General features: G+C 42.2%; 18 protein-coding genes and 1 riboswitch. All 18 genes read left to right on the top strand.

Annotated features, from left to right (window positions below; translation table 11 throughout):
• The first annotated feature begins 54 nt into the window (after positions 1-54).
• The 18 genes from ACQKL0_RS00870 to ACQKL0_RS00785 all read left to right on the top strand — a co-directional run bounded on the left by ACQKL0_RS00870 (position 55) and on the right by ACQKL0_RS00785 (position 17,795).
• Positions 55-1,233, top strand: a complete 1,179-nt coding sequence (locus ACQKL0_RS00870; RefSeq protein ID WP_427685723.1) for an acetyl-CoA C-acetyltransferase — start codon at positions 55-57, stop codon at positions 1,231-1,233.
• Between the two features lie 88 nt (positions 1,234-1,321).
• Positions 1,322-3,109: an acyl-CoA dehydrogenase family protein gene (locus tag ACQKL0_RS00865; RefSeq protein ID WP_427685722.1), complete on the top strand. Its 1,788-nt coding sequence runs from the start codon at positions 1,322-1,324 to the stop codon at positions 3,107-3,109.
• 140 nt (positions 3,110-3,249) lie between these two features.
• A complete protein-coding gene (locus tag ACQKL0_RS00860; RefSeq protein ID WP_427685720.1) occupies positions 3,250-3,606 on the top strand; it encodes an arsenate reductase family protein in 357 nt (118 codons plus the stop codon).
• Between the two features lie 97 nt (positions 3,607-3,703).
• Positions 3,704-4,084 (top strand): glycine cleavage system protein GcvH, encoded by a 381-nt coding sequence (gene gcvH / locus ACQKL0_RS00855; protein WP_427685718.1) that lies wholly within the window; start codon positions 3,704-3,706, stop codon positions 4,082-4,084.
• 68 nt (positions 4,085-4,152) lie between these two features.
• The gene (locus ACQKL0_RS00850) at positions 4,153-4,518 is read left to right on the top strand and encodes a toprim domain-containing protein (protein ID WP_402990022.1); all 366 of its coding nucleotides are present in this window, start codon (positions 4,153-4,155) and stop codon (positions 4,516-4,518) included.
• A gap of 3 nt (positions 4,519-4,521) precedes the next feature.
• Positions 4,522-4,830 carry a thioredoxin family protein gene (locus tag ACQKL0_RS00845; RefSeq protein WP_402870937.1) on the top strand — a complete coding sequence of 103 codons (309 nt, stop codon included), beginning with the start codon at positions 4,522-4,524 and terminating at the stop codon, positions 4,828-4,830.
• Positions 4,831-5,169: 339 nt separating this feature from the next.
• The gene (locus ACQKL0_RS00840; RefSeq protein ID WP_427685715.1) at positions 5,170-6,480 is read left to right on the top strand and encodes an O-acetylhomoserine aminocarboxypropyltransferase/cysteine synthase family protein; all 1,311 of its coding nucleotides are present in this window, start codon (positions 5,170-5,172) and stop codon (positions 6,478-6,480) included.
• A gap of 112 nt (positions 6,481-6,592) precedes the next feature.
• A riboswitch (SAM riboswitch) is annotated at positions 6,593-6,704 on the top strand.
• Between the two features lie 144 nt (positions 6,705-6,848).
• On the top strand, positions 6,849-7,883 hold the full coding sequence (locus tag ACQKL0_RS00835; RefSeq protein WP_402870943.1) for a methionine ABC transporter ATP-binding protein: 1,035 nt from the start codon (positions 6,849-6,851) through the stop codon (positions 7,881-7,883).
• On the top strand, positions 7,876-8,544 hold the full coding sequence (locus ACQKL0_RS00830; protein WP_402870946.1) for a methionine ABC transporter permease: 669 nt from the start codon (positions 7,876-7,878) through the stop codon (positions 8,542-8,544). The genes ACQKL0_RS00835 and ACQKL0_RS00830 overlap by 8 nt, the downstream gene beginning before the upstream one ends.
• A gap of 15 nt (positions 8,545-8,559) precedes the next feature.
• Positions 8,560-9,393, top strand: a complete 834-nt coding sequence (locus ACQKL0_RS00825) for a MetQ/NlpA family ABC transporter substrate-binding protein (protein ID WP_427685713.1) — start codon at positions 8,560-8,562, stop codon at positions 9,391-9,393.
• Between the two features lie 738 nt (positions 9,394-10,131).
• The gene (gene sufC, locus ACQKL0_RS00820; protein WP_402870953.1) at positions 10,132-10,917 is read left to right on the top strand and encodes a Fe-S cluster assembly ATPase SufC; all 786 of its coding nucleotides are present in this window, start codon (positions 10,132-10,134) and stop codon (positions 10,915-10,917) included.
• A 15-nt stretch (positions 10,918-10,932) separates the two neighbouring features.
• Positions 10,933-12,234, top strand: coding sequence for a Fe-S cluster assembly protein SufD (sufD, locus tag ACQKL0_RS00815; RefSeq protein ID WP_402870955.1), 1,302 nt, complete (start codon positions 10,933-10,935; stop codon positions 12,232-12,234).
• A complete protein-coding gene (locus tag ACQKL0_RS00810; RefSeq protein WP_402954373.1) occupies positions 12,234-13,463 on the top strand; it encodes a cysteine desulfurase in 1,230 nt (409 codons plus the stop codon). The genes sufD and ACQKL0_RS00810 overlap by 1 nt, the downstream gene beginning before the upstream one ends.
• Positions 13,453-13,881: a Fe-S cluster assembly sulfur transfer protein SufU gene (gene sufU, locus ACQKL0_RS00805; RefSeq protein ID WP_427685711.1), complete on the top strand. Its 429-nt coding sequence runs from the start codon at positions 13,453-13,455 to the stop codon at positions 13,879-13,881. The genes ACQKL0_RS00810 and sufU overlap by 11 nt, the downstream gene beginning before the upstream one ends.
• A 56-nt stretch (positions 13,882-13,937) precedes the next feature.
• Positions 13,938-15,335, top strand: a complete 1,398-nt coding sequence (sufB, locus tag ACQKL0_RS00800; protein WP_402870963.1) for a Fe-S cluster assembly protein SufB — start codon at positions 13,938-13,940, stop codon at positions 15,333-15,335.
• Positions 15,336-15,567: 232 nt separating this feature from the next.
• On the top strand, positions 15,568-15,747 hold the full coding sequence (locus tag ACQKL0_RS00795; RefSeq protein ID WP_427685709.1) for a hypothetical protein: 180 nt from the start codon (positions 15,568-15,570) through the stop codon (positions 15,745-15,747).
• Positions 15,748-16,034: 287 nt separating this feature from the next.
• The gene (locus ACQKL0_RS00790) at positions 16,035-16,883 is read left to right on the top strand and encodes a DUF72 domain-containing protein (protein ID WP_427685708.1); all 849 of its coding nucleotides are present in this window, start codon (positions 16,035-16,037) and stop codon (positions 16,881-16,883) included.
• Between the two features lie 84 nt (positions 16,884-16,967).
• Positions 16,968-17,795 (top strand): sulfite exporter TauE/SafE family protein, encoded by an 828-nt coding sequence (locus tag ACQKL0_RS00785; RefSeq protein ID WP_402954364.1) that lies wholly within the window; start codon positions 16,968-16,970, stop codon positions 17,793-17,795.
• The last annotated feature ends 12 nt before the right edge of the window (positions 17,796-17,807 follow it).

Here is a 17,807-nt window from a genome sequence, read left to right as displayed (position 1 = left end):
AGTAATCAAAGTTCAATAGGTTGATAGCTTAAAAATGAAGTAAGGGGGATCCTCATGAAAGAAGCAGTAATAGTAGCTGGAGCAAGGACTCCGGTAGGAAGAGCAAAAAAAGGTTCTCTTGCTAACGTTCGTCCAGATGATTTAGGGGCTCTTGTGGTGAAGGAAACGTTAAAGCGTGCTGGAAATTATGAAGGCAATATCGATGATTTGATCATCGGCTGTGCGATGCCAGAGGCAGAGCAAGGCCTGAATATGGCAAGGAATATCGGGGCATTGGCGGGCTTGCCATACACGGTGCCGGCCATTACCATCAATCGTTACTGTTCGAGTGGTTTGCAAAGCATTGCATATGGAGCGGAAAGAATCATGCTCGGCCAAAGCGATACGGTCATCGCGGGTGGTGCAGAATCTATGAGTCTAGTGCCAATGATGGGCCATGTTACCCGTCCGAATGCAAATCTTGCTGAAACGGCGCCTGAGTATTACATGGGCATGGGCCACACAGCAGAAGCTGTAGCGAATAAATATGGGATTTCCCGTGAAGACCAAGATGCGTTTGCTGTACGTAGCCATCAAAGAGCGGCGAAGGCCATTGCAGAAGGAAAATTTTCTGATGAGATCGTTCCGGTAGACGTAACGCTCCGTTCTGTAGGCCCGGATTTGAAATTACAGGAAAAGAAATTTCAATTCACTCAAGATGAAGGTGTCCGTGAGGGAACGACGGTCGAAGTCCTTAAAAAGCTAAGACCGGCCTTTTCCGTAACTGGATCCGTTACCGCAGGAAATTCATCGCAAACAAGTGATGGAGCTGCTGCCGTCATGGTCATGGAGGGAGAGAAAGCTTCCTCTTTAGGCATGAAGCCAATCGGTAAGTTCCGTTCCTTTGCTGTAGCGGGAGTTCCGCCAGAAATCATGGGGATCGGCCCAATCGCTGCGATTCCTAAAGCATTAAAACTTGCAGGGCTTGAGCTATCTGATATCGGTTTGTTCGAATTGAATGAGGCGTTCGCTTCTCAATCCATTCAAATCATCCGGGAGCTTGGTTTGAACGAAGAGATTGTCAACGTCAATGGAGGGGCGATTGCCCTTGGTCATCCACTTGGTTGTTCGGGTGCCAAATTGACCCTAAGCCTGCTTCATGAAATGAAACGCAGGAACCAACAATTCGGAGTCGTCACAATGTGTATCGGCGGCGGCATGGGTGCTGCCGGAGTATTCGAATTATTAGCATAGAACCTTTTGCCCGGATGCAGGTGCGTCATGTATCCGGGCCTTCAATGAAACTTACCATAATGAAACTTACCATATAGGAGGAATTTTCATGTCCAATCAAACAACAGATAACTTGATTAAAGGTGGAGCATTTTTAGTCGAAGATATTACGTATGATCAAGTGTTTACACCAGAGGATTATTCTGATGAGCACAAAATGATTGCCAAAACTTCTGAAGATTTCGTAATGAATGAGGTCCTTCCACAAGTTGAACATCTTGAAAACCATGAATTTGACCGTTCTGTAAAATTGCTGAAGCATGCTGGGGAAATTGGCTTACTAGGTGCTGACGTACCAGAAGAGTATAGCGGTCTTGGCCTTGATAAAATCAGCTCCGCTTTAATTACGGAAAAAATGGCACTAGCTGGCGGATTCGGAATTACGCACGGTGCACACGTAGGGATCGGTTCATTACCTATCGTATTATTCGGTAATGAAGAGCAAAAACAAAAGTACCTTCCACTACTTGCAACAGGTGAAAAAATTGCGGCATACGCTTTAACTGAACCGAGCTCGGGATCTGATGCACTGGGTGCGAAAACGACGGCGAAATTAAATGCAGAAGGCACTCATTATATTTTAAATGGAGAAAAACAATGGATCACGAATGCAGGATTTGCAGATGTATTCTGTGTTTACGCTAAGATCGATGGCGAACAGTTTTCCGCTTTCATCGTAGAACGTGAATATCCTGGTGTCTCTACAGGTGCCGAAGAAAAGAAAATGGGCATTAAGAGTTCTTCTACACGTACTTTGATCCTTGAAGATGTAGCCGTTCCGGTTGAGAACCTTCTAGGTGTCGCTGGTAAAGGTCATGTCATTGCCTTCAATATCTTGAACATTGGACGTTATAAATTGGGAGTCGGTGCAGTAGGTGGTTCAAAACGCGCCCTTGAACTGACAGCTGCTTATACAAATCAGCGTCAACAATTCAAAACGAAAATTTCCGACTTTAACTTAACGAAAGAAAAATTAGCGACGATGGCTTCTAAGATTTATGCGGCAGAAAGCTCTGTATACCGTACGGTCGGCCTTTATGACCAAAGACAAAGCAAACTGACTGATGAGCAAGTAAAAGATGGCAAGTCCATGGCAGCAGCCGTTGCTGAATATGCAATCGAGTGTTCATTGAATAAATTCTTCGCTTCGGAAGTGTTGGATTATGTAACGGATGAAGGGGTACAGCTTCATGGCGGTTACGGCTTCATGCAAGAATATGAAATCGAGAAAGCGTACCGTGACTCTCGTATTAACCGTATCTTTGAAGGAACAAATGAAATTAACCGTTTGCTCGTTCCAGGCACATTCCTGAAAAAAGCCCTTAAAGGTGAACTTCCACTTCTTCAAAAAGCTCAAGGCCTACAAGAAGAGTTAATGATGATGATGCCGGAAGAACCAGGCGACGAGCCATTGGCACAAGAAAAAATGCTAGTTAGAAATGCTAAGAAAATTGGCATTCTGGCTGCAGGTCTTGCTGCACAAAAATTCGGTAAAAAACTTGATCAAGAACAAGAAATCCTTTCAAATATTGCGGATATCGTATCTCTTGCCTATGCTGCTGAATCCGTGGTCTTACGTACGGAAAAAGCAATCGCGACTACGGGTCTAGAAAAGAACCAACAAAAAGTGCTTTACACTGAAATCTTCGTTCAAGAAGCTTTCAATGAAATCGAACAACATGCGAAAGAAACGTTGATTGCTGTTGAAACTGGCGATACACTTCGCATCATGCTTTCTTCACTACGCAAGTTGACTAGACATAACCCAATCAATGTCATTGCGAAAAAACGCGAAGCTTCCGTCAAAGTAATCGAAAATGAAAAATACGCACTTTAAGCATTAAAGTCCACAATAAAGGGAATGCCCGTCTTGGGTATTTCCTTTATTTTTTTGTGGGATTTTCATAGAGATGCAAAGAGAGTCTTTCGTTGTATTGCCCCAAAAAAACGGGTATTCTAAGGGTAGGTGGTGAAACGATGGGCTTAACTTTATACTGGTACCCAAAATGCGGCACATGCCGTAATGCAAAGAAGTGGCTGGACCGTCATGAATTGCAATATGAAGCGATTCATCTCGTGGAAAATCCCCCTTCTCGGGCAGAAATTGAACAGTTATATAAAAATAGTGGATTAGAGTTGAAGAAGTTTTTCAATACGAGCGGGCAAAAATACCGCGAGCTTGGTTTAAAAGACAAACTGAAAGAAGCTTCAGAGAACGAGATGCTCGATATATTGGCTACGGATGGCATGCTTTTGAAAAGGCCGATTGTTACGGACGGTTCAAAGGTGACAGTAGGTTTCAAAGAAGAACAATTCGATGAGACCTGGAGCTAAGACTTTACAAAACATTTGGATAATTCCTTATCATGACAAAGAATCTACCTTATAATGTAATAGATAAAATATAAGCTGTAATATGGAGGGAATTAATATGTCAACGCCAAAAGAACTTCGTTATACAAAAGAACATGAATGGGTCAAAACGGAAGAGGGTACAGTACGAATAGGGATTACTGAATTCGCTCAGTCGGAACTTGGGGACATCGTTTTTGTTGAACTTCCAGAGATTGGATCTGAACTGAAAGCGAACGAGCCCTTTGGCAGTGTAGAATCCGTTAAAACGGTATCTGAACTTTATGCTCCGATTAGCGGCAAGGTCGTTGAAATCAATGAAGAGTTAAATGACAATCCTGAATTCGTTAATGAATCTCCGTTTGAAAAAGCATGGATGATCGTCCTTGAACCATCAGACAGCAGTGAAGTTGAAAAACTGATGAGTGCAAACGAATATGATAGCCTGATAAACGGGTAAGTAAGGTGAGGGGGGAGGCTTTAATTAAGCCTGCTCTTTTTCAATTTGAGTGGAGACGGGGTGATGAGATGGAATGGGATGTACCCGATAAAGTGATTATGGTTGAAGGCCTTTCAGACAAGCGCAAAGTGGCATCCGTTCTGGACGAAGAAGTGGAAATCAGATGTACCAATGGCACCATTTCTTTAACGAAGTTGGATGAAATGGTGGATGAATTGATAGGCAGGGACGTTTACATCCTTTTTGACGCAGATGAGTCAGGGGAAAAGCTAAGGAAACAATTTCGTCGGGAACTGCCGGAAGCAAGGCATTTGTACATAGATAGGATGTACAAGGAAGTCGAGGATACCCCAGAACATCACATCGCTTCCGTGCTACTAACTGCAAATATGAAAGTGAAAACTAAATTTACAAGTAAAAGGATGGAAGAGTAACTGATGGAGGAATGGAAAGAAGAAGACTTTAAGCAAGCTGTTGATCAAGGGAACACTTTTAGCTTATATCTATACACACCTTTGTGTGGAACCTGCCAGGTGGCTTCAAGAATGCTTTCCATAACACTAGAGCTGTTCCCGGAAATGAAGGCTGGAAAAATGAACATGAATTATGTCCAGACATTGGCTGAACGATATGAAATTGAGAGCGTACCTTGTCTTTTGCTTTTTGAAAAAGGAAAGATGACAAAAAAAATATATGCCTTTCAGTCTGTTCCTTATTTGTATGGATTGCTGAAAGAGATAAGCTAAAAGCCGATCCTACATGGATTGGTTTTTTTGTTAAAGTCATGGGGGGGAAATAGCATTCGTATTAATGATTGAATATTCTAATAACTAATTGACTACCTGCTACTAAAGTGCTATATTTTGTATGAAGTACATACGTTATAGACGCATCATACACGAGGATGGAATGTCTGCCATTTACAAAACGCGCTTATCCAGGCGACATCGTTCAATAGGGAAATTTCTATGGACGGTGGCGGGAAGTTCCGACTTCTTCATATTATAAGGTTCCTTGCATATAACAAGAGAAGAGGCAATATCGCTTTAATCCCTACTAAAACAATGGAAGAAGGGGAGAATATAATGACAGAAAAAAATTACCGCTTTGAGACGTTGAGTGTGCATGGCGGTTTAAAAGTCGACGAAACGGGTGCCCGCGCCGTGCCCATTTATCAAAGTAATGCTTATTTGTTCAAAGATACAGATCATGCAGCGAATCTGTTTGGATTAAAAGAGAATGGCTATATCTATACGAGGCTTCACAATCCCACTGTCAGTGTCTTTGAAGAAAGAATGGCCCTGTTAGAAGGGGGAATCGGTGGATTGGCAGTTGCAAGCGGCATGGCCGCTATATCCCTTTCCATCCTTAATATCGCTGGTATGGGGGATGAAATCGTTTCTGCTTCAACACTGTACGGCGGGACCTATAATTTATTTGAAAATACACTCCCTAAATACGGAATCAAAGTGAAATTCGTCTCACCTGATGATCCGGAAAATTTCAAACGGGCAATCACTCCACGAACGAAGGCCATATTTGCCGAAACAATCGGCAACCCAAGCTTAAGGGTTCTTGATATCGAAAAAGTGGCGGAAATAGCCCACGAAGCAGGGATACCTCTTATCATCGATAACACTTTCGCAACGCCGTATCTGTGCCGACCAATAGACTTTGGGGCGGATATTGTCATCCATTCAGCTACAAAGTGGCTATTGGGTAACGGTACGACATTAGGGGGAGTCATCATCGACGGTGGTAAATTCGATTGGAATTCGCCTAATTATCCAGGCTTTACGGAACCTGACCCTAGTTATCATGGACTTGTCTATTCCGAAGCGGTAGGGCCTGCTGCCTTTATCACGAAAGCGCGTGTGCAATTGCTTCGGGATTTGGGACCGACGTTAAGTGCTCAAAGTGCATTCCAGTTCACGCTTGGCCTGGAAACGCTCCATGTCAGGATGAAGGAACACCTGTTGAATACGAGGACAGTCATTCAATACTTGGAGAACCATCCGGCAGTCTCATGGGTTTCTTATCCGGGTAACGATGATCATCCCGATAAAGCCCTTGTGGATAAATATTTGCCTAAGGGAGCCGGATCTGTGGTGACGTTTGGAATTAAGGGTGGACGTGAAGCAGGTTCCACACTCATCAATTCGGTAGAGTTATGGTCGCATGTCGCCAATGTCGGGGATGCTAAAAGCCTAATCATCCACCCAGCAAGTACAACTCACCAGCAATTGAATGATGCAGGACTGGTCAAGGCCGGTGTCAGCGCCGACCAGGTTCGCCTTTCAATCGGTATTGAAAATGTAGACGATTTACTTGAAGATCTAGAGCAAGCGATTGAAAAAGCGACGAATATCGTGTCAGTGAATTCTCAAAGAGTTTAATGGAGAAACAGGTACACCCTAGGATTTTACATTGCACTCCTTTTTTATCTGTGTTAAAATTTCAGACATAGTAAAGTGAATGTTAAGACAAAAAAGAATAGTCCATATATAGCTCTTATCAAGAGAGGTGGAGGGATGTGCCCGTTGAAACCCGGCAACCGACAAGGATTTTCCTTGGAAAGGTGCCAATTCACACAAAGCGTAGAGGCTTTGGGAGATGAGAGGAAGGCCTGCTTTTCCCTGCCTTTCTGCTCATGCAGAAGGGCTTTTTCTATTTTCTTTGAATCATAGAGGATAGATTCATCAGGAGGCCATAAAAATAAATCGACTAAATTCATAGGCTTAATTGGATAAAGAGGTGAGCATACATGATTACATTGTCAAACGTCAGTAAACTTTTTCGAACAGGAAAAGGAAATAGCGAAACGATTCATGCCGTGAATAGTGTGAATTTAGAAATAAATAAAGGCGAGATTTTCGGAGTCATCGGATACAGTGGGGCTGGCAAGAGTACGCTCATACGTATGCTGAATGGGTTGGAACGGCCTACTGAGGGCTCCGTGAACGTTGCGGGAAATGAAGTTTCAACAATTAAAGGGTCTAAGCTTCGTAAAGCCCGTCAAGAGATTAGCATGATTTTTCAGCATTTTAATCTCTTGTGGTCAAGGACCGTTCAAGAAAATATATCCTTTCCTCTGGAAATTGCGGGCATCTCCAAGCAAGAACGCATCAAGCGCGTCAATGAACTCATTAAGTTAGTTGGATTGGAAGGAAGAGAAAAAGCGTATCCATCGCAGCTAAGTGGTGGACAGAAGCAAAGGGTGGGAATAGCGAGGGCTCTTGCCAATAACCCGAAAGTGCTTTTGTGTGATGAGGCCACGTCCGCTCTAGATCCCCAGACAACCGATTCCATCCTGGAATTGCTTGTGGATATAAATCAACGCCTTGGTTTAACCATTGTCTTGATTACACATGAGATGCATGTCATTCGGAAGATTTGCAATCGAGTGGCTGTGATGGAAAGTGGACGGGTAGTCGAACAGGGAGCTGTCCTGGAAGTATTCAGAAACCCTAAAGAACAGATGACTAAGCGTTTTGTTCAGCAGGTGACAGAACCAGAAGAGACAAAAGAAACGATGGAGCATTTGTTTGAACGGTATCCAGCAGGAAAAGTGATTCAACTGACATTCGTGGGGGATCATGCAGAAAGCCCGTTGATCACAAAATTGGTACGTAATTTTGAGTTGGATGTGAACATTGTCCAGGGGAAAATATCACAAACGAGAAGCGGCTCATATGGAACATTGTTCATCCACCTTGATGGCAGTGAAGATGAAATGCTCCGCGCAATCGAATTCATAAAAGCACAGCAGGTAGGCGTGGAGGTGATTACTCATGCTTGAAGAATTATTGCCGAATGTAGATTGGGAAGACATCATAGAAGCGACGAAAGAAACGCTGTATATGACAAGTATTTCAGTTGTAGCGACCTTTTTTATAGGGATACTATTGGGGTTGCTTCTGTTTTTAACAGGCAAGGGGAATATGTGGGAGAATCGGGGCGTTAACGGTGTGTTAAGTGCTTTCGTTAATATTTTCCGTTCGATTCCATTCCTTATCTTGATTGTATTATTAATTCCGTTCACCAAATTACTTGTCGGTAGCATGATTGGTGAGAATGCGGCATTACCAGCACTCATTATCGGTGCAGCACCATTTTATGCGCGGATGGTCGAAATCGGCCTTCGTGAGATTGATAAAGGCGTGATTGAAGCGGCTAAATCAATGGGAGCCAAAACCAGCACCATCATTTATAAGGTCCTCCTTCCAGAATCGATGCCGGCCCTTATATCAGGCATCACGGTAACATCGATTGCATTGGTTGGATACACGGCAATGGCAGGTGTCATCGGGGCTGGTGGATTGGGTAACTTAGCCTATCTGGACGGTTATCAACGGAATCACAACGACGTTACCCTGGTAGCGACGATTGTCATATTAATTATTGTCTTCATCATACAGATTATCGGTGATGTGATTACTTCTAAATTGGATAAAAGATAAGGGGAGATGAAAAGGATGAAAAAGTTTTTAGGGATTGCATTCGTTCTAGTTTTATCAATTGCATTGGCGGCTTGCGGAACGGATAAAGAGAAAGATACAGGTAGTGGCGATGATACGAAGAAGTTAGTGGTGGGTGCATCGAATGTACCACATGCAGAGATTCTTGAAAAAGCGATTCCTCTTCTTAAAGAAAAAGGCATTGAATTGGAAGTGGAAACATTCCAAGACTATATCTTGCCAAACAAGGCTTTGAACAATAAAGAACTGGACGCGAACTACTTCCAGCACATTCCTTATTTAGAATCTCAAATTAAGGAAAATGGATATGATTTTGTTAATGCAGGCGGCATCCATATTGAACCAATTGCTTTGTATTCACAAAAATATAAAAGCATTGATAAGCTTCCAGAAGGAGCAACAATCATTTTAAGCAGCTCTGTTGCAGACCATGGACGTGCCTTATCACTTTTAGAAAAGAATGGCCTGATTACTCTTAAAGAAGGCATTGATAAAACGACAGCTACAGTAAAAGATATTGTCGAGAATAAGAAGAACATTAAATTCGATGCAGATTATGAAGCGGCATTACTTCCGAAGATCTATGAAAGCGGCGAAGGAGATGCGGTCCTAATCAACTCTAACTATGCAATCGACGCTGGCTTGAATCCACTTAAAGATTCCATTGCAATAGAAGATTCTGAATCACCATATGTGAACGTGATCGCTGTTAATAAAGGTGACGAAGACAAAGAAGAAATCAAGACGCTTGTGGAAGTATTACATTCCAAAGAAATTCAAGATTTCATTCTTGAGGAATATGAGGGTGCAGTCGTACCTGCAAAGGAATAAAGCAACGAAAGACGACCTGGATTTCCAGGTCGTTTTTAAGTTGGGGTTTAAAGTTGAAAGCAAAGGGTATAGAATAGACGAAGAAACAAAATGATTCACAAATTTGAAAGGATGGTTCACTATCAATACTTTAGATTTAAACGTAACGAGCGAAATGGAAAAAGCTATGCAGTTATCACATGGGGTTGGGTACAGTGAATACAGCAGAAATTTAGACCTTCGTATCGAGGTTGAAAAAGTAAGAGATAGGGAACATGAGCAATGCAATAAAATGGTTCTGGAATTACAACGTAAAATCCACGGATAAGCATATATTAGAGTCTTTCAAAAATCGGTCTGTAGAGGTAAAATGAAAAGTGATCTGTTGTACGTACCGGATCCTGCTCATTACTCCTGCAGATCGATTTTTTTCATGATAAGGGCCAACCGTCTTCCCCTTGAACTTTTCGGGAATATCTTATTATGAATGGAATCCCGAATAATTAGCTAACATTAACGAAAACTAAAATAAGGGCATATTTGCAGTGAAAAGCCTTTATACGGTCGTTTTATAACAATAGGGCAGGTTTCCACTCCCTAGCGAGTAAAAACCTCCATCTATATTAGTTGATTCTAAATTGGATTTGTTATAAAATTGTAATGAGAATAAAGTGAGAATGATTTTTTGAAAACTATAGACAAGAAAGTGATTTTCACTTTCTGTAATAAAATAGGAATTAAGTTCACGGAGGTATTATTATGTCAGGTTCAACATTAACGGTAAAAGATCTTCATGTATCAATAGAAGGCAAAGAAATTTTAAAAGGGGTTAACCTGGAAGTAAAAGGCGGAGAAATCCATGCAATCATGGGGCCGAACGGAACAGGTAAATCCACTTTATCTTCAGCAATCATGGGTCACCCTAAATATGAAGTAACAAGCGGAAGCATCAGTTTTGATGGTGAAGACGTATTGGAAATGGAAGTTGACGAACGTGCTCGTGTTGGTCTTTTCCTTGCTATGCAATATCCAAGTGAAATCAGTGGTGTTACAAATGCAGACTTCTTGCGTTCGGCTGTCAATGCACGCCGTGAAGAAGGCGACGAAGTTTCACTTATGAAATTCATCCGTCAAATGGATAAAAACATGGAATTCCTTGAAATGGATGAAGATATGGCTCAACGTTATTTGAATGAAGGATTCTCTGGCGGAGAGAAAAAACGTAATGAAATCCTTCAATTAATGATGATTCAACCAAAAATCGCCATTTTGGATGAAATTGACTCAGGTCTTGATATCGATGCACTTAAAGTCGTTTCTAAAGGAATCAATGAAATGCGTGGAGAAGACTTCGGTTGCTTGATCATCACTCACTACCAACGTCTACTAAACTACATCACACCTGATTTCGTACACGTTATGATGCAAGGTCGCGTCGTTAAATCAGGCGGTCCTGAATTAGCTGCACGACTAGAAGCAGAAGGTTATGACTGGATTAAACAAGAATTGGGCATTGAAGACGAAACTGTTGGCGAAGAAGCGTAAGTAGGAGGATTTGCAATGACTACAGAAATGAAATTATCGCTTGAAAAAGAGGACATAAGCTCTTATTCAACAAAAAATAATGAGCCATCTTGGCTATCAGACCTTCGAATCAAAGCTTTTTCAGATTTAGAAGAGCTTCCGATGCCTAGACCGGATAAAACGAAGATAGATAAATGGAATTTCACTTCATTCAAAACCCATACGGTTGAAAGTGAAGCATTTGCTTCTTTAGAAGAACTTCCAAAAGAGATTAAATCGATCATTGAAGAAAATGAAAATCTATACATTCAACGCAATAATACGCCGGCACATATTAATTTGTCAGCAGCTATAAAAGAACAAGGCGTTATCTTCACGGATATTTTCACAGCGGCTCGAGATCATGCTGAGTTAGTACAGAAGTATTTCATGAAAGATGGCGTGAAAGTGAATGAACACCGTTTAACGGCTCTACATGCTGCATTGCTTAACGGGGGAGCATTCCTATATGTTCCGAAAAATGTAGAAATCAAAGAACCAATCCAAGCAGTATTCTTGGTGGATAATCCTGAAACTACACTGTTCAATCACGTATTGATCGTAGCGGAAGATAATAGTTCTGTAACATACGTGGAGAACTACTTCTCGGCCGTTGAGTCTAATGAAGGCATCGCTAATATCGTAACGGAAGTGTTTGCGAATGCAAATGCGAAAGTGGAATATGGTGCTGTTGACACTCTATCCAAAGGATTCACAACATATGTGAACCGTCGTGGGGTAGTTGCACGCGATGCTCGTCTTGAGTGGGCACTTGGATTGATGAACGATGGTAATACGATTTCAGATAATACAACCAATCTAATAGGTGATGGCTCTTACGGAGATACAAAATCCGTAGTGGTTGGACGCGGGGAACAAAAACAAAACTTCACGACAGCCGTTGTTCATTTCGGAAAACGCTCTGAAGGCTTCATCCTTAAGCATGGTGTTATGAAAGACAGTGCATCAACCATCTTTAATGGTATTGGTAAAATAGAGTATGGTGCAACAAAGGCCAATGCGGAACAGGAATCACGTGTATTGATGTTAAGTGAAAAGGCACGTGGAGACGCTAACCCAATCCTGTTAATCGATGAGGATGATGTTACGGCAGGACATGCTGCGTCTGTCGGCCGTGTTGATCCCCTTCAACTTTATTACTTGATGAGTCGTGGTATCGCGAAAAAAGAAGCAGAAAGACTTGTCATTCACGGATTCTTGGCCCCTGTTGTAAATCAACTTCCAATCGAAGGAGTTAGAAAACAACTAGTCGAGGTCATTGAAAGGAAAGTACAGTAATGAACCCATACGAAATTCGTAAGCTTTTTCCGATATTAGATCAAGAAGTCAATGGTCAGCCATTAGTTTATTTAGACAGCGCTGCAACATCTCAAAAACCGGCTGCTGTCATTGAAACGATTGAAAATTATTACCGCGGTTTCAACTCTAATGTTCACCGTGGTGTGCATACACTTGGAACAAAAGCTACGGATGCGTATGAAGGTGCACGTGAAAAAGTTCGTAAATTCATCAATGCATCCTCTACTGAAGAAATCATATTCACTAGAGGAACGACTACATCCTTAAATACCGTAGCGAAGAGTTACGGTGGTGCAAATATTAAAGAAGGTGACGAAATTGTCATCTCCTATATGGAACATCATAGTAATATCATTCCATGGCAGCAGCTCGCTAAAGAAAAGGGTGCTGTACTGAAATATATTCCGCTACAAGAGGATGGAACGATTTCGCTTGATGATGTGCGGGCTACCATTACGGATGCCACGAAAATCGTGTCTGTCATGCAGGTTTCCAATGTGCTTGGTGTGATTAATCCTGTTAAGGAAATCGCAAAGATCGCGCATGAACATCATGCAATCATGGTGGTGGACGGAGCGCAAAGTACACCGCATATGAAAGTGGATGTCCGTGATTTAGATTGTGATTTCTTTGCTCTTTCAGGCCATAAAATGGTCGGTCCGACTGGAATCGGCGTATTATATGGTAAAAAGGAACTTCTCGAAAAAATGGAGCCGATTGAATTTGGTGGAGAGATGATCGACTTCGTAGGTTTGTATGAATCTACTTGGAAAGAACTCCCTTGGAAATTCGAAGCCGGAACTCCAATCATCGCAGGTGCCATCGGTCTTGGTGCTGCCATTGATTTCTTGGAAGAAATCGGCATGGATCAAATCGAACAGCATGAACACAAACTTGCTGCCTATGCGATCGATAAGTTGTCTGAAGTGGAAGGCCTTACGATTTATGGCACAAAAGATCCGAAAAAACGTGCCGGTGTAGTAACCTTTAATATAGATGACGTCCATCCACATGACGTCGCTACCGTCCTAGATGCAGATGGAATCGCTGTCCGTGCCGGTCATCATTGCGCTCAGCCTTTAATGAAATGGCTGGACGTATCATCGACAGCAAGAGCAAGTTTCTATCTATATAACACGGAAGAAGAGATCGATAAGCTAGTGTCCGGGCTTGTCAAAACGAAGGAGTATTTCAGTAATGTCTTTTGATAACTTAGATACACTTTACCGTCAGGTCATCATGGATCACTATAAGAAACCCCGTAACAAGGGTATGCTTGAAGATGGAAGTTTGACCATCGATATGAATAATCCCACATGCGGCGATCGTATTCGTTTAACGATGAAAATCGAAAACAATAAGGTCAGTGATGTTAAATTCGATGGCGATGGCTGTTCGATTTCAATGAGCTCGGCTTCCATGATGACTCAAGCCATCAAAGGAAAAGATATAGATACGGCTTTAGCGATGTCCAAGACTTTTTCAGAAATGATACAAGGAAAAGAGTATGATGATGAAATCGACCTTGGTGACATTGAAGCACTTCAAGGGGTCTCTAAGTTCCCTGCACGAATCAAGTGCGCGACTCTAGCCTGGAAGGCCATGGAAAAAGGTTTAAAGGAATAATTAAATTTAAATGAGCTGTTGTAGATTCAGCCATTTGAAATGGAGGAATACAAGCTATGGCTAAAAAGATGCCTGAAATTGGCGATTATAAATATGGCTTTGCGGATAAAGATATTTCCATCTTCCGTTCAAAGCGCGGCCTGACAAAAGAAATCGTGGAAGAAATTTCACGCATGAAAAGTGAACCACAATGGATGCTAGATTTCCGTTTGAAATCATTGGAGCATTTTTACAATATGCCGATGCCTCAGTGGGGCGGAGACCTAAAAAGCTTGAACTTCGACGAAATCACTTACTATGTGAAACCATCTGAGAAGTCCGAGAAATCATGGGATGAAGTGCCTGATGAAATCAAGCAAACGTTTGATAAATTAGGAATTCCTGAAGCGGAGCAAAAATATTTAGCAGGGGTTTCTGCTCAATATGAATCCGAAGTGGTTTACCACAACATGAAGGTAGAATTAGAAGACATGGGTATCGTATTTAAAGATACGGATTCCGCTCTTCGTGAAAATGAAGATATCTTCCGCGAGCATTTCGGTAAAACGATTCCGCCAACGGATAATAAATTCGCTGCCTTGAATTCAGCTGTATGGTCCGGTGGATCATTCATCTATGTACCAAAAGGCGTGAAAGTGGATACACCGCTTCAAGCATACTTCCGTATTAACTCAGAAAACATGGGTCAATTCGAACGTACGCTGATCATCGTCGATGAAGGAGCATCCGTTCATTATGTTGAAGGTTGTACAGCACCAGTTTATACAACCAATTCCCTTCATAGTGCGGTCGTGGAAATTGTCATCAAAAAAGACGCATATTGCCGTTATACGACAATTCAAAACTGGGCTAACAATGTGTTTAACTTGGTTACGAAACGTGCGGTTTGTGATGCGAATGCAACGATGGAATGGATTGATGGAAACATCGGTTCTAAATTGACGATGAAATACCCAGCCGTCATCTTAAAAGGTGAAGGCGCTCGTGGTATGACATTATCCATTGCCATTGCTGGTAAGGGTCAACATCAAGATGCAGGAGCGAAAATGATTCACCTTGCTCCTAACACTTCTTCAACAATCGTATCAAAATCGATTTCTAAACAAGGCGGGAAAGTAACTTACCGTGGTATGGTCCATTTCGGACGTAAAGCCGAGGGAGCCCGCTCAAATATCGAATGTGATACATTAATCATGGATAATCAGTCAACATCTGATACAATCCCATACAATGAAATTTTAAATGACAATATTTCTCTTGAGCATGAAGCGAAGGTTTCCAAAGTATCAGAAGAGCAATTGTTCTACTTGATGAGCCGTGGAATCTCTGAGCAAGAAGCAACAGAAATGATCGTCATGGGCTTCATTGAGCCATTCACAAAAGAGCTTCCGATGGAATATGCGGTAGAAATGAACCGCTTAATCAAGTTCGAAATGGAAGGTTCTATTGGTTAATCATCTATATATGTTTTAAACAAACGTTGTAGATGGAATAAAGTGAAGGAAACCGGGTGTGCACATGCCATTTCGGTTTTCCTTTGCCGGAAGAAGGCGAACTTAGTTCGTCTTCTTCTATTTTTTTCTGTTGATCATCTTAAAGGGTTTAGACGATTGAAGGGAAAGTACCAATCAAGCAGGTACTTTTTTTGTCTTTAAAAGAAAGTACATATAGGTAGAGGTGGATATTGTGGATTGGCTGATTCAGAATAAAGAATGGGTTTTCGTAGGAATCGGTGTTAGCCTTGTTTTAGGGCTGACTGGGATATTCCTGAAAAAGGGGGAACCGAACTCCCAGCCGGTTTCCGGAAATCGTTCTAAGAGTCATGGAAGGGATCATAGTGGTGCGATTAGGCATCATGATGAATAAACTGAACCGTTTTGGCTGAATGGTTCTAAAATATTAAGTCTGAAAAAGGTCCTTATCCAAGGGCCTTTTTCATTTACTCATTATCTGCACGAAATGATAGGTTAAAAGGGAAGAATTCTTGCTGGATGTATGTGTAACAACCGGTAGATTTTGATATGATAAAGGAATAGGAAACCAGTCGTATGAGAAGCAGGAAGAGTGAATCGAGTGACAGTGCTTATACGTTTTGAAGTCAGTAGTGAAAGGGTAAAAAAAGTATAGTATAAGTGGTTTAGGAGGGGTGAAGAGTGATATACATTGGCTTAACAGGTTGGGGGGACCATGATTCATTATCATTCGATAAAGTTCCCACTCGTGACAAGCTGAAGGTATATGGAGCGCATTTTCCAACGGTTGAGGTGGATGCATCTTTTTATGCCATTCAGCCGAGGCGGAATATAGAAAAGTGGATAGCCGAGACACCAGATTCCTTTCAATTTGTTGTAAAAGCCTATCAGGGAATGACTGGTCACCAAAGAGGTGAGATTCCTTTTGAAAGTAAAAAAGAGATGTTCACTGCATTCCGGGAATCTCTTGAAGCTTTTCAAAAGTCGGGTAAACTCGCGATGGTCCTTTTTCAGTTTCCGCCATGGTTTGATTGCAAACGGGAGAATGTTCAGTATCTCCGATGGTGTAGGGCGGAGATGGGGGATATTCCTGTGGCCATTGAGTTCAGGAACCAAAGTTGGTACCGACCGAATAGGGTCCAGCAGACACTCGAGTTCATCGAGCAAGAAGGGTGGATTCACACGGTATGTGACGAACCAAAGGCAGGAGAAGGTTCCATCCCCCTTGTCCTCAAGGCTACGCATCCAGATAAAACGTTAGTACGCTTTCATGGACGCAATATCCACGGTTGGCAGAAACCAGCTTCTGGAGCAAACTGGCGGGAAGTGCGCTATTTATATCGCTATAACCAACAGGAATTAACCGACTGGGTGGGAAAACTTCGCCTATTAGAAAAGCAGAGTAAGGATGTATATGTATTGTTCAACAATAACTCTGGTGGGGACGCGGCGGATAATGCCAAACAATTTATCGATTTGCTAGGCCTTACATATGAAGGATTGGCTCCTAAGCAACTTGGTTTGTTTTAATTTGGACTATATAATGAATAAAGACTGGGTGGGCAAACTAGAAGAAGAGCTTTAGCTCACAAATCGATAAAGGCGGATTTCTTCATGATATGGGTATTATTAATTAGTGTGGGTTTATTGGCGGGTACAATCGGGGCCCTTGTAGGATTAGGGGGCGGAATCATCATAGTGCCTTCGCTCTTATTTCTAGGTAGCTCCACAGAGGTGATGGGCGCCTTGACGCCACAAGTAGCGGTTGGTGTTTCAACAGTCATCATGATTTTCACTGGATTGGCTTCCACTTTATCTTATATGAAGCATAAAGTAGTGGATTATAAGGCCGGTCTCATTTTCTTTGCTGGAAGCGCCCCAGGGGGGATCATCGGAGCTTATGTGAACAAAGTTCTCAATGTGGATGCATTTTCGCTGTACTTCGGCCTTTTTATGATAGTGATGGCCATCGTCTTATTGGTGAAAGATAGATTGCGACCGATCACCTTCAAACCGGGGACCGGAAAAATCACCAAGACTTATATAAACAAAAATGGACAGGCATCCACTTATGGATATCAGCCCTTGGTGGCCATATCCATCTCATTTGTCGTGGGGATCAGTTCCGGGTTATTTGGCATTGGCGGAGGATCGCTCATGGTCCCGGTCATGATGCTGGTATTTTTCTTCCCGCCCCATGTGGCTGTGGCGACATCGATGTTCATGGTATTTTTATCTTCCATTACGAATTCCATCACGCATATCTCTCTGGGGAATGTTCATTGGCCATATGTGATTGCCTTGATTCCAGGGGCTTGGCTTGGTGCGAAACTTGGAGCTTTTGTGAATACACGCCTGAACAGCTCAGCACTTGAGAACATGCTGAAATTGGTTCTGATCATTATTGGGCTACGTCTTATTTACCAAGGTATAACAGGATAACGAGGGGGAAAA

Origin of the sequence: Peribacillus sp. NPDC097264, from assembly GCF_050277925.1 — a bacterium.
Taxonomy (GTDB): domain Bacteria; phylum Bacillota; class Bacilli; order Bacillales; family DSM-1321; genus Peribacillus.
Note: the sequence above shows the minus strand (reverse complement) of the source record. Positions and strands in the feature narration are given on the sequence as shown.

Coding starts and splice junctions, on each gene's coding strand:
- ACQKL0_RS00870 (WP_427685723.1), top strand. CDS start 55: ATGAAAGAAGCAGTAATAGTAGCTGGAGCAAGGACTCCGGTAGGAAGA.
- ACQKL0_RS00865 (WP_427685722.1), top strand. CDS start 1,322: ATGTCCAATCAAACAACAGATAACTTGATTAAAGGTGGAGCATTTTTA.
- ACQKL0_RS00860 (WP_427685720.1), top strand. CDS start 3,250: ATGGGCTTAACTTTATACTGGTACCCAAAATGCGGCACATGCCGTAAT.
- gcvH (WP_427685718.1), top strand. CDS start 3,704: ATGTCAACGCCAAAAGAACTTCGTTATACAAAAGAACATGAATGGGTC.
- ACQKL0_RS00850 (WP_402990022.1), top strand. CDS start 4,153: ATGGAATGGGATGTACCCGATAAAGTGATTATGGTTGAAGGCCTTTCA.
- ACQKL0_RS00845 (WP_402870937.1), top strand. CDS start 4,522: ATGGAGGAATGGAAAGAAGAAGACTTTAAGCAAGCTGTTGATCAAGGG.
- ACQKL0_RS00840 (WP_427685715.1), top strand. CDS start 5,170: ATGACAGAAAAAAATTACCGCTTTGAGACGTTGAGTGTGCATGGCGGT.
- ACQKL0_RS00835 (WP_402870943.1), top strand. CDS start 6,849: ATGATTACATTGTCAAACGTCAGTAAACTTTTTCGAACAGGAAAAGGA.
- ACQKL0_RS00830 (WP_402870946.1), top strand. CDS start 7,876: ATGCTTGAAGAATTATTGCCGAATGTAGATTGGGAAGACATCATAGAA.
- ACQKL0_RS00825 (WP_427685713.1), top strand. CDS start 8,560: ATGAAAAAGTTTTTAGGGATTGCATTCGTTCTAGTTTTATCAATTGCA.
- sufC (WP_402870953.1), top strand. CDS start 10,132: ATGTCAGGTTCAACATTAACGGTAAAAGATCTTCATGTATCAATAGAA.
- sufD (WP_402870955.1), top strand. CDS start 10,933: ATGACTACAGAAATGAAATTATCGCTTGAAAAAGAGGACATAAGCTCT.
- ACQKL0_RS00810 (WP_402954373.1), top strand. CDS start 12,234: ATGAACCCATACGAAATTCGTAAGCTTTTTCCGATATTAGATCAAGAA.
- sufU (WP_427685711.1), top strand. CDS start 13,453: ATGTCTTTTGATAACTTAGATACACTTTACCGTCAGGTCATCATGGAT.
- sufB (WP_402870963.1), top strand. CDS start 13,938: ATGGCTAAAAAGATGCCTGAAATTGGCGATTATAAATATGGCTTTGCG.
- ACQKL0_RS00785 (WP_402954364.1), top strand. CDS start 16,968: ATGATATGGGTATTATTAATTAGTGTGGGTTTATTGGCGGGTACAATC.